The sequence below is a fragment of the Mucilaginibacter sp. P4_A11 genome, assembly GCF_056402535.1.
The window spans coordinates 1-12,259 of record NZ_JBFUHE010000032.1; the positions used below are offsets into that span (position 1 = coordinate 1).

Here is a 12,259-nt window from a genome sequence, read left to right on the forward strand (position 1 = left end):
CCATCGCTGATGCGATCCTTGACCGCATTGTTCACCACTCTTTAAGGGTCGAATTATATGGCGAATCACTAAGGAGAAGAAACTCTAAATCAGAAAATGTATTTTTGTAAAAATAATAGTTGTTAAACCGGACAAAAACATCCGCTCCAAAGAGCCTATCTGTACAACAACTTTACTCTCTTTCAAACCCTAACTCAGAGGGGTCACTTTAGATTGGCGAAGAGGGGTCAATATCATTGGTATATCCACTTTTAGCAACTTCTTTCACCGATTGATTTCGATACATTACTAACAAGACGAGCTTTTCCTTAAACTCCGAAGTGAACGTGAACTGTTCCAACATCTTTTCCTTCATCTGGAATATAATTATTCCAAAACTGTCAACCTATACCTGTATGAGACCCAATGTGTTCCGAAAATTCGCAACGACCGTTCCGCGACACTTTGACCATGCTATCATCCTGAGTTACATATTTGAATCTCGATAGAGATGAACACAAATAATGCTCTTTTGGAAACGGAACAACATGGTCAAGCATGCTGGAACATCCACGTTCAATACCATAGTGCATTGATTCAAACCATTTTAAATACAAGAAAAACCGGGGATTAACATAAAAATGCATTATGAATTCTCTCATTGATTTCCACCAGACTAGCGCTACTTTTCGCGTCGATCGTCCGCGCCAGATGGATACACCTTATAAGGATCAAACTGCATGCTATGACGCCGAAAAATAGAATCCAGATGCTTAAAAATAATTTCATTGCTGAATAAAAATTTGAAACGAAGACTTCATAAAAGATCGCTGCGGCAAATAACAACAAAACAGCAATCGCTAATAAAGAGGTTTTTTTTATTTCACGTATTCGGCTTTCATGAAGAAGTTTAAGCGCTGAATGCAAATCAAAAATAGCTGTAAGAAGTCTTTCTAATATGTCCTTCTCTTTATGACAAAGTTTAAGTCCCTGGGTTACCTGGTAATCAAATAACAAAATATTGCAAATCTCCGGCGACAAAATGAAATAATACTTGTTTGACGTTCGATCTAATTCAATTTTAGGAATTCTTTTATCCATTTTTTTTCTTTAAATGATGTAACTCGTTTCCAAGCTTTCTGGAAACAAGCTAATCAAATCCGACTTTAGCCGGCGAATCAAAAAAAAAATTCTAAACCTGTCCCCGACAAAAAAATCACCAAATATTTCATTTTAGCCGATAGCTTGCTATCATCGATTATCTTCGAATATCCAGGAAGCCCCGTTAATTTTTATGTTCTCTTCTCCAAATGCTTCATTAACTGCCCGTATAACTTCTGAATGCAACGAGGTATAATCGTGCCCCCCGATTGTACCCCCTTTTGATAGTTTAGGCAACCAGCTGGCTATATCTTCTTTCACCCCCTCGTATGTATGGTCTCCGTCTATAAAAATAAAATCTACAGAATTGTCTTCGAAAAACGCTGCTGAGTCGCAACTTAACGCTCTAAATGGGATGAATTTCCCTAAATGAACTTTCATGTTTTTCATAAAGAGAATAAAAATATCCGTTAAGGTTGCCAATTTATGCGCTGTTTCCAGGCTGTCGTCTGCGCCTTGCCAGGTGTCGACTATATATATATCACCTTTGTTAGAATGCCTTTCGACTAAATAAAAGCTTGATTTGCCGAGCCATGCCCCTATTTCGACAATTACAAGCTTTCGCTTAAATTTTGCTGATAATTTTTGAAGCTCCTCATCATAAACATTTTCAAAATCGAACCACCCCTGAATTAATTTGTAATCGGTTATCATTTATTTTAATTGGTTAGCAGGCCTAATTTCGATTGTTTAGGGCCTTAGTAAAAAAATTGGTTTTAGTTAAATAGCATATATTTATGCATATCTGGATTTCCCATATTCTTCAAATACAAATGAATTATCTTTCCCTTTATGAAAGCGATCTGCTATTTTCTTCCGTATTAACACATAACCGAATCAGCTGATACGCGAGAATTAAAGAATGACCATTTATGCCTAACTGACCAACAAGGGACCCGTCGAACGGCAAATATATCTTATGCCATAAACCCTCGTTAACAGAAACTTTGCTATTAGATAAAAATTTATAATAGAATCGATTTAATTGTGACGAATCTGAATCATCGGAAATTTCATTGTAATTTTGGATGGCATCATGGTAAATATCCATCAGCACTTCTGCGTTTTCTTTAAAGATCTCTTCTCCCTGTAATAAAATATCGTTCAAGAAGGTATCGGAATTTTTATGCCGGATTTCCAATATTATTTGTTCGATTTTTGAGCTAATTGTCTCATTATATGCCTCTTCCCATGCTGAAAGAAACGAAGATAACAGGTGTACTAATAATGATAAAATAGAAGAATCATCAAAATCTTCAATCGAAAAGAAGTCGATGATTTTTTTGGAAATCAGCAATCGAAATTGGTGCGCGATGTGTTCCGAATCAGTATCAAATAAATTGTACTGCAAACTATCATTAGGAAAGTCCATGAAAAACTCCTTTCCCAAGTAATTACTTTCAGCCGTATGAGTTGAAGGGTTTAGAGATAAATATAAGCTAAACTCGTCGTGCATCTGGTCGGCAATCAGTTCTTTGTGCTCACCTAAACACTTAAAGACGAGACGTATATTATCACCCTGGTAATTGTTTAAAGAAACAAATACCGGTTCAACTGTCTTTTTAGCGATTTGCTCTGCAAAAAAAGGTTTTATGCAATTAGCGATTATTTTTTTCCAAGAATCTTTTTCATGAAAGATCGAGATTCTAATCTCATTTTCGTTACTCATTATATCGCGATAGGGTTATCGTAGTCAAAATTTTTATAAACTATCCCGCTGCCAATAGAACCACTATTAGGATTGATGATTTCAATTCTTGCGTTATGATCCATTTTTATTTTATTCTGAATTTCAGAATAAAATAAAATCGCCGTTTCAATCATAGTTTGACCATTTACCGGGTAAAAGTCATACGCTATTTCATCTGAAAACATTTTTAGATGTGTATCTCTTTTTTCAACTCTATAGTTGGCGACCGAATTTTCTTGTTGCAAATTGAATATATCAGGGCCGCGGTATTCTAAAGAACCTTTGATCCAATTTCCTTCCGCTATAGCAATCGGGTTGTCGTTTCTCGATTGAAATCGTGTTAATTTATCTTCCGAGTTAATACCCTTTGCTTTTATAACCGTACCTAAAGCGTATGTATTATCTAAAAACAAAAACAATAATTTACTTGTGAACGGGTTAATGTAACTTACCAGAATTTGATTGAGATTTCTATAGGGAAATTCTTCATTAATCCTGTTAACTACGGCATGCTTGATCACATTTAAATGCTCTTTTCTGCTAATTATTACTTTTTTAAGCTTTAGTAATTCAAGCCGGTTTATCAAATCGAAGTCTTCCACACCGTAATTGGACATGCTCTCGTCATAGCCACCCACCTTCCGGAAGTCTGAACTTGAAACACAAATTCTTCCGCCTATATCCGAACAGGAAATGCTGTCAAACTGGCCGCCGGCGCAAACAAAAACCTGTTCGGGGTTAGTAGCAAATTGATTTCTTAAATAGGTTGAAAACGATAAACCGGTGTAATTATCTGCATCAACATTGCAAAGTAATTCTCCTTTGGCCAGCCGAAATACCATATTTCTGGAATGACTTCTTCTAAAATATTCTGGTTCAAAAGTTTTATAGTAAGAAAAAAGCCCCGACTTTATATGTTCTGATAGGTTATGCTTTACCCATTCCTCAAGATCATCTCCTGAATTATAGTCTAAAAGAACAAATTCGACATTTTGATCATCTTTGTTATCTTCAATATTTTTCAGAATTGTCTGTTTATAATGATCTGACCTGTTTTTACAAACTGTACACAATGACAAAAGCATCTTTATAATTGACTGTTTAAAATTTAGGTTTAATTGGTGTCACTGTCCACATGATATTTCCTATCAGTGGCTATATTTTTCGCAATTTGCAAAAAAAAATATTTATTTATACTCTTTCTGATAAAAATACTCAATAACTCTAAATTTAAGTCTAACACTATAAATATGAGCGATCCCCAGATGATTTCGATTATTTCTACAAAATTCGGATCAAAGAAAGCTTAACTAAATAAATTGCACTGAAATAATTAATATTATTATTTTAGTAAGCAACTAATTAACCTGATGAAACGCTTTTCATTCATTAAACAACATGACGCGATGGATTGCGGCCCAACCTGCCTTAAGATGATAGCCAGGTTTCATGGCCGTAATTATTCACTAATAACCTTAAGATCTTTCTGTGAAGTAAATCAGTCGGGTACCTCTCTTCTCGGATTAAGCAGAGCCGCCGAAAAGATTGGTTTTCGAACCCTGGCCGCTAAAATTACTCTTCAACAAATTAAAGAAGTTGAATTACCAATCATTCTCCATTGGAACCAAAGTCATTTTATTGTTTTATTAGAAACTCGGAAAGATACCTTTAAAATCGCCGACCCCGCAATTGGTATTGTAACACTCTCCGGCAAAGATTTCAAGAAACGCTTTTTAAATAAAGAAGGGAATGGAATCGCACTGTTAATGGAAATAACTCCCGAGTTTTATGAATTGGAAGAAGATAAAAATGTAAAAATTTCCTGGTCTTTCATTTTTAAGTATTTCAAGCAACACAGACAGCTTGTTGCTCAGTTATTTATGGGCCTGGCTGTAGGCACACTTTTGCAATTGGTTGCTCCGTTTTTAACACAATCAATTATAGATATCGGGATTAATACACACAATCTTAATTTTATCTATATCATACTTTTTGCTCAGATTGCACTTATCATCGGCCGGTCGAGCGTTGAATTCATAAGGTCATGGATACTTTTCCATATAAGTACAAGAATCAGTTTATCGATTTTAACAGACTTTCTAATCAAGTTAATGAAATTGCCAATGGTTTTTTTCGATTCAAAGAAAACCGGAGATATATTTCAGAGAATAGCCGACCAGGCTCGTATTGAGAGCTTTCTTACAGGAACTACTTTAGGAATAGTCTTTTCTTTTGTTAACCTGATTATATTTTCAGTGGTTCTGATGTATTACAATGCGGCAATATTCGGAATTTTTTGCATAAGCAGCGTTTTGCTAATTATGTGGCTGTTATTGTTTCTCAGGCAAAGGTCGGTCCTCGATTATAAACATTTTGATGTATCTGCCGATAGTCAAAGCACAATGTTGCAACTTGTTACCGGAATGCAGGAAATCAAGTTGAATAATTGCGAAAGACAAAAAAGATGGGAATGGGAGCGGATACAAGCCAAATTATTTGCTATCAACATTAAAGGTTTAGCTCTCCGCCAATATCAATCAGCAGGTATGATAATCATTAATGAATCATCAAACATGATTATTACTTTTCTGAGTGCAAAATCAGTAATTGAAGGGCAACTTACTTTTGGTGGTATGCTTGCCATACAATATATACTGGGGCAATTAAATAACCCTATTTCGCAACTACTTAGTTTTATTACTGCTCTTCAGGATACTCGTATTAGCCTGGAAAGACTAAATGAAGTGCAGCAAATTGAAAGTGAGGAACCAAAAGGTGCCATATTTATCCCAGAGTTACCTAAAGACAAAAGCCTGAGATTAAACAATGTGTCTTTCCGATATCCAGGAACAGAAAATGACTATGTACTTAAAGGTATCGATTTAGAGATCCCGGAAGGTCAGACCACCGCTATAGTTGGCATGAGCGGCAGCGGAAAAACAACCATCTTGAAATTATTATTACGTTTCTACACTCCACAGGAAGGCCATATAGCGATATCAAAAAACAAATTAGATAATATCAGTTTAAACAGTTGGCGCGATGCCTGTGGCACGGTAATGCAAGACGGCTTTATTTTCTCGGATACTATCGCAAATAATATAACATTATATGATGAACATCCCAACGAGGATAAATTAGACCGGGCGTTGAAAATAGCTAATATCGAGGAGTTTATAGAAAACCTTCCTTTAGGTATGCGAACGAAAATAGGTGCGGGTGGCAACGGGATAAGCCAGGGGCAAAGACAGCGCATTTTAATAGCAAGGGCTGTATATAAGGATCCTACCTACATTTTGCTTGATGAAGCCACCAATGCGCTCGACGCCAATAACGAAAAAGTGATAATGGATAATCTGATAGATTTTTTCAGAGGTCGTACTGTTGTTATTGTAGCACATAGACTAAGTACTGTTAAAAACGCTGATAATATTGTGGTTCTTGAATATGGAAAGATCATAGAACAAGGTACTCATAGCGCACTTACCACGCTTAAAGGCAAATACTTTCAACTGGTAAAAAATCAATTAGAATTAGCACTATAGCAATGATGTTTTTTAAAAAGGATGAACGTGAAGATGACTTTGACGAAGATGATGTTCATAGCGAAGAAATACAGGAAATAGTGACAGCAGTGCCATCTGCTATATTACGATGGGGGATCACAATATTTTTTTTAATAATGTTGTCAATGATAGCACTAAGTGGATTTATAAAGTACCCGGACATTATTAGAACAAAACTAAGAATTACAAGCCTTAACGCGCCAAAAGATGTTGTAGCAAAGACATCGGGAAAAATTGTAAAACTATTGGTGAAGGATAAACAACTGGTACAAAATGGGCAAACGCTGGCGTACATTGAAAGTACGGGAAACGCCGAAAACATCATCAAACTGATAGCTTCGTTGAGGGCAATTAACGCTGGAGTAGTTTCTGACAAACCATTTTTTTTTGAGATTAATTTTGACACAAATGAGTTGGGAGAGCTACAGCAAGCTTATCAAAATTTTTACCAATCCTACCAGCAATATGAGTCTGCTATTAATAGCGGTATTTATCTAAAAAACCGACAGTTTTTGATCAATGAACTAATGGCCTTAGATCAGCAGAAATCACTTTACCGGCAACAAGTTATTGTTCAAAATAAGCAAGCATCGCTGAGTAATGAAGAATATCAAATGCATAAAAAATTATTTGATGGCAATGTCGAATCGCGTGCTGAATTTAGACTCGAGGAAAACAAAAACTATGGTATGCAGTCAAAACTAATTCAGCTTCAATCAGATGTGATTAGTCTTGATGTGCAATACTCTAACCAAAAGAAAGCAATCGCTGAACTGGATAATCAAATTACAACAACAAAACAATCTTTTTTTCAATCATTAAACGGTCTTCTAAGCCAGGCTGAAGAATGGAAGGCCCGATATGTCTTAAGTTCACCTCAGGAAGGCAAAATCATCTATTCAGAAAATCTTCAAGAAAATCAGGTGATTAATATCAACCAGGCGATTTTTGTGATCAATACGGAAGATACTGGTTTTTTTGGTGTTATGAATATTGACCAAAACAGAATGGGGAAGGTAAAGGAAGGACAAACAGTAATAATAAAAATGAAAGGTTACCCATATGAAGAGTATGGGATTGTATACGGCAAAATTGAAACAATATCGGATATCCCTTTAAATGATAGCACATTCTCTTCAAGGGTTAAAATCAACCTTTCAAACCGGGGAAAACAGAATAAGATTATTCTAAAGAACGGCATGCTTGCGGACGCGGAAATAATAACGGAAGATCTGAGCTTGTTAGATAGGCTTTTTCAGAACTTCATAAAGCAAACAAAATAAAATAGATTAACCCACTAAGGACTGAATATGAACCGCTTCAATCTCAGCATATCATTTTGTACTGTTTGCATGAATCGTTTGCATCATTTAATACAAACGCTTCCATACAATATAAATGGAAACCAAAAGGAAAATGTAGAATTTGTTTTACTGGACTACAACTCAAGTGACGACCTTGAAAACTATGTGCGAAATACGTTGGCATCATATATAAGTTCCGGTATTTTAAAGTATTATAAAACAAGGACCCCGCAATATTTCAACAGAAGTCATTCCCGCAACCTGATGTTTAAATTAGCAAATGGAAATATTATTAGTAATGTAGATGCTGATAATTTTATAGGCAGGGGATTTGCTAATTACGTGGAAAAACATTTTAAAGAGAATGAAAACGCCTTCTTAACATCACTTTCAACAGGCAAAGGCAATGTTAAGGGAGACACCTTTGGGAGAATCTGTTTAAAAAAAGAAGATTTCTACAAAATAGGCGGGTACGATGAAAAAATTAATCTTTATGGATTTGAGGATTATGATTTTGCTAACAGACTGGAACAAACCGGTCTTTTACGAAAAAAAATCGCGTCACGGTATTGCAAAGCTATCGATCATGATATAAAAGAGCGGTTAGTTAATGAAATTGCATGGAAAGAGACTCATTCAATTTTGGTTTGCTATGTAAGCCCTATCTGTTCCAGAATTATTTTTCTGTTCAACAATTTGACACTTTGCCATGGTACGCTTATAAACCGGGTTATTAATGAGCGAAAAAATGCATATCAGCCGATAAAAACATACCTGAATGGGTTTACATTGGGACTTGTTGAAAAAAAATGGCAAAAAGGATCTTGGTCAATCAATTCGAGAAATATAAATGCAAACATTGGTTCAAATTACTTCACGATAGCTTCAGAATATGATGTAACAGGACAAAAAACTTTTCGAATAGCTGAGACCGGGCATATCTTTTATCAATTAACAAGTGAAAAGATGATTGCAGAATACCTGATGCTTTACAGTCAGTTATCTACAATGGCAATTATGGAAGATAATAAAATCGAGCAAGGAAGATTTATCAACTCAAGTGGATTTGGTAGAGATATTGTTTACAAAAATTTCGACTATAGCACCCCATTAAAAATTGAGTAAATGCCAAAGCCAATTCATTCAAGCAGCGTTACAATTTCCGTCTTTTACCACAGAGAATCATGGCATAAGTTAATATGTGATTTTTTTGAGCCGTTACTTTCGGAACATAAATACATTGGGAATATTAGTGATTATTTTATCTCCCTTAGTACCCATCAGGGGGATCACATTGATGTTTTGATCAAAAAACTTTCAAAAGAGCATGGTGTCATTGATCGTATTATGCAATCGATAAACCAGTTTTTGATTGAATATCCATCGTCCAATCCTGAAATTAAATATCCAACAGATTTCTTTTTTAAGAACTATGACAATAATTCCTGTTGGCTAAATGTCTTTAATCTGCCTAATCTGTCACGGATTCAACACGTTTTATGTGTCGCTATTTCTGGATTATTAACAACTGAGGTTGGTAATGAAATAATAACAGTTGAAACGCTCTATATATTTACATTGTACCTTCAATTGTCGGCCCTGAATTGTTTTGCTCCAAGTATGCCGGTGGCTAAAAAAATGATTAGCATCCTGTTGCCTCGTATCCCCGTTAATCAATTAAACGCTGATCTTTTCGGAGAAATTGAAATAAGTAACATAACGGAGGTAATTACGGATATCTGGGCCGATGACAGCTCTAATGTAAGCTGGTTGAATTCGTGGAAGCTATTATTGCAAAAACAAATAACAAATTTCAATTATGTAAAATTTAGTGAAATTACCACTTCAATCTGTATCGTAACCGGTTTTAGCCAGGATCTTCTTATGAATTCATTATATCTTTTTAACAAAGCTTTTATCTATCAAAAAGACATAATGAATTAACTCCATATCAGTATTAAAATGTGTATGCTCAAGTTTTAATAACCCTCCTGCACAGCAGCATTCGGCGTCATCCAAAATGATACGGCAAATCTTTCTCCTTGATTAACAGGAAAAACTTGATGAATATATTCATGATTAGTGCGAAAGCCAACGAGTAATCCTACTTTAGGAGATATCGTTTTTTTTAAAAATGGAAAGTCAATTTCGCCGCCCGAAAAATCCACGCCATCAGAACTGTTAAGATATACCATACCGGTGAAGGAACGCTCTGGCGTATGATTGGGTACCCAGGTATCATCGCCAGCATACCTTTCAGCATCTGCATGTAAAATATGCTGGTCTCCTTCACGATTGTTTGATAACAATGTAAATTCAGGGTATAATTTTTCTGCGTTAAAATGTTTGGTTATTTTAGTTATGATCTCCCTCCGCAATCCATTAATTATCTCAAAGGCTTGTAGTTCGCCCGCTGATTTGAATACATAAGCCGGCATTTCAGTTCTGAGCGGATAACAATTAATAGATCCATTTTGGGAGTAAATTTCATTATTCATTACTTCGCGAAAAGCATTTATCAATATTTCACAGGCTTCCGGCGTTAAGAAACGTTCTTCAATATAAAGCTTTGATTTAGGCATAATTTAACAATATAATTTTATAAAAACGGTAAAACACAATATTCCTATTTACAAACAGGGATGCTGTCATCCTCGTTAAAATATTTACTTAGTAAATAATAAAGTTTTTTGTCATAGTGCTGGAGTTCTTTCCGCACACTTATTTCATTATAAGTACCGTTGGCGGGTACCGACTTTCTGTAAGCATTAAACCAACATTGAACTCCAGTAGCAAAATACTCATCCTCATTTGCTATCGTGTACGTATGTTGCCAAAGCTGATTGGCTTTAGCATCGTTAAATGCATTTCGTAATGCCGTTCTAAATCCAGAATCCACAAAGTCGATTCCCAATATAGCGATCGCATGGGCAAATTCATGTACCAAAAGATTTTGCCCCACATACCTGTCCGGGGACAAACAAAGAAGATTTTCTTCTCCAAAACTACAATAAGGGTTCTCTGGTGTTGGGCCCATACCTCTTACTCGTTTATTCAAAACAATTCCCTCTTCACTTTTTAAGGTGTCGAACCCCTTGTATTCTGGCAGATCTGACATTTCCTCATCGTGCGCCACAATCAAGATACGGGCCATATTTTTAATAAGAGCACTTTTAACTTCTGGTATTTTGATAAGCATTTTCCTTACAATTGATCTTGCGATGAAGAACGCATTATCATTTACTTTATCAGATCCGATGATACTTACTCCGTCTGCATCTATATATTTTTTATAAAAAGAGGGAACGTGTAAAGATGCGGGAACGGGATAAATTTTATCACTATCAGCGAAAACATGGATCTGTGCAGGTCGCTGGGCTATTGCTGCGGCGCTGCAGGAATTACAAAAGACAACACCTATCAATGAAAGAATAACCACAAAGACATTTTTCATGCTATCTATATAATTAAGACAGAGCCATTTCAAGGCAATTACCCAAATATGCACGTTCAGGATATAAAATTGCCATCCGGTTAAAATTTGATTCGCATATTTCAATTAAAACACCATAAAGCTGATCTTTGAAAATAATTTGGGGATATAATTTAGACTCTACCTCTAACTTGTTTTCGGATAATAACAAACGTAATGTTTTGTTTGTATCGATACATGCTTTCGCAAAGCCATCAAGATCAGTATCTAAATCAAGTCCGTCATCATCAACCAGGTTTAAAATATTACTAATGTCAATATCACTCATTGCCTGCTTTATTTCGTCTACGTCAAATCGCGGATCATGCACAGTGTCGTCATTATACGAACATAAAAAATCGGAATACTTTTTAAAAAAGTCAGATTGTATATCATTTGGCAAAAAATGTTTAACAGTTAGATAATTCAAAATTAAAGCTCTAATCAATAAATTAAAATAATTAAAAAGCTTAAACTCCTCACTGCTAAATATTAAGTCCATTGCCACGCGCGACCCTGATACGAGCAGCCTTTGCACCTCAGGTAACGCATGTTGACCGCCAAACTTAATTATCTCAGGAATATATGCAGCCTGATAAAATTTGTATCTTTTAAAATCTGTCGTCCTTTTGCGAAAGTTCTCGAATTTTTTTAGCACTTCCGCATGGTCTGAAACATCTGCTTTTATGTACAGTTTAATATAAAAGGCATCCTGGTATCCTCTCTCAAAGTAAAATGGATAAATATTTATTTCTTCGCTGTTAAGAAATTCTTTTATTTTATATAGAAAATAGCTTTCATCAAAAAGCTGAAAATGAAACTTAATGGCTATCCATGACATATTAATGATGTTTAATATAATTTTCTATCAGCACATTTAGAATTAACCGCGGGTTTGATCATCATCATTAAAGTCGACCAACTCAATCTTTTTTTGATGAACCTCTATTTTGATCTGCTTTTTATCAATGCCTTTGAAGTAATCTTTTTCCATACTATGGGGGGCACCTTTTTCAAGTTTGTCGTTATGTTCACCCCTTTGTTTTTCCCATTCTCTAAACTCGGCAGCTAATTCATTATTTGAGTC

At 35.4% G+C, this 12,259-nt stretch carries 13 protein-coding genes; 5 read left to right on the plus strand and 8 right to left on the minus strand.

Features of this window, described 5'->3' with window-relative positions; translation table 11 throughout:
• Positions 1–14 precede the first annotated feature (14 nt).
• Positions 15–110, plus strand: coding sequence for a hypothetical protein (locus AC1DUD_RS30750; protein ID WP_477361193.1), 96 nt, complete (start codon positions 15–17; stop codon positions 108–110).
• Positions 111–609: 499 nt separating this feature from the next.
• Here the strand turns inward: AC1DUD_RS30750 and AC1DUD_RS30755 are convergent, their stop codons facing one another.
• The 4 genes from AC1DUD_RS30755 to AC1DUD_RS30770 all read right to left on the minus strand — a co-directional run bounded on the left by AC1DUD_RS30755 (position 610) and on the right by AC1DUD_RS30770 (position 3,915).
• On the minus strand, positions 610–1,080 hold the full coding sequence (locus AC1DUD_RS30755; RefSeq protein WP_477381714.1) for a hypothetical protein: 471 nt from the start codon (positions 1,078–1,080) through the stop codon (positions 610–612).
• Between the two features lie 150 nt (positions 1,081–1,230).
• Complete coding sequence (locus tag AC1DUD_RS30760; RefSeq protein ID WP_477381717.1) at positions 1,231–1,794, minus strand: class I SAM-dependent methyltransferase; 564 nt, start codon at positions 1,792–1,794, stop codon at positions 1,231–1,233.
• A gap of 136 nt (positions 1,795–1,930) precedes the next feature.
• Positions 1,931–2,809 (minus strand): hypothetical protein, encoded by an 879-nt coding sequence (locus tag AC1DUD_RS30765; RefSeq protein ID WP_477381719.1) that lies wholly within the window; start codon positions 2,807–2,809, stop codon positions 1,931–1,933.
• The gene (locus AC1DUD_RS30770; protein WP_477381721.1) at positions 2,809–3,915 is read right to left on the minus strand and encodes a glycosyltransferase family A protein; all 1,107 of its coding nucleotides are present in this window, start codon (positions 3,913–3,915) and stop codon (positions 2,809–2,811) included. Before AC1DUD_RS30770 ends, AC1DUD_RS30765 begins: the two co-directional genes overlap by 1 nt.
• A 285-nt stretch (positions 3,916–4,200) precedes the next feature.
• Here AC1DUD_RS30770 and AC1DUD_RS30775 point away from each other — a divergent pair, with 285 nt between their 5' ends.
• From AC1DUD_RS30775 to AC1DUD_RS30790, 4 genes are read left to right on the plus strand one after another with little or no spacing between them, the layout of a single operon-like run.
• Entirely contained in the window at positions 4,201–6,375 is a 2,175-nt protein-coding gene (locus AC1DUD_RS30775) for a peptidase domain-containing ABC transporter (RefSeq protein WP_477381723.1), read from the plus strand.
• A 2-nt stretch (positions 6,376–6,377) separates the two neighbouring features.
• A complete protein-coding gene (locus AC1DUD_RS30780) occupies positions 6,378–7,679 on the plus strand; it encodes a beta-barrel domain-containing protein (protein WP_477381725.1) in 1,302 nt (433 codons plus the stop codon).
• A 27-nt stretch (positions 7,680–7,706) separates the two neighbouring features.
• A complete protein-coding gene (locus AC1DUD_RS30785; protein ID WP_477381727.1) occupies positions 7,707–8,825 on the plus strand; it encodes a glycosyltransferase family 2 protein in 1,119 nt (372 codons plus the stop codon).
• Positions 8,826–9,644, plus strand: coding sequence for a hypothetical protein (locus tag AC1DUD_RS30790; protein WP_477381729.1), 819 nt, complete (start codon positions 8,826–8,828; stop codon positions 9,642–9,644).
• 35 nt (positions 9,645–9,679) lie between these two features.
• On the opposite strand, the gene AC1DUD_RS30795 is transcribed toward AC1DUD_RS30790, so the two are convergent.
• From AC1DUD_RS30795 to AC1DUD_RS30810, 4 genes are all read right to left on the minus strand, one after another.
• Complete coding sequence (locus AC1DUD_RS30795) at positions 9,680–10,282, minus strand: 2OG-Fe(II) oxygenase family protein (protein ID WP_477381731.1); 603 nt, start codon at positions 10,280–10,282, stop codon at positions 9,680–9,682.
• Positions 10,283–10,326: 44 nt separating this feature from the next.
• Positions 10,327–11,154, minus strand: coding sequence for a hypothetical protein (locus AC1DUD_RS30800; RefSeq protein WP_477381733.1), 828 nt, complete (start codon positions 11,152–11,154; stop codon positions 10,327–10,329).
• Between the two features lie 13 nt (positions 11,155–11,167).
• Positions 11,168–12,013 carry a lantibiotic dehydratase C-terminal domain-containing protein gene (locus AC1DUD_RS30805; RefSeq protein WP_477381735.1) on the minus strand — a complete coding sequence of 282 codons (846 nt, stop codon included), beginning with the start codon at positions 12,011–12,013 and terminating at the stop codon, positions 11,168–11,170.
• 42 nt (positions 12,014–12,055) lie between these two features.
• Positions 12,056–12,259: hypothetical protein (locus tag AC1DUD_RS30810; RefSeq protein WP_477381737.1), on the minus strand; the 204-nt coding region annotated here is incomplete at its 5' end.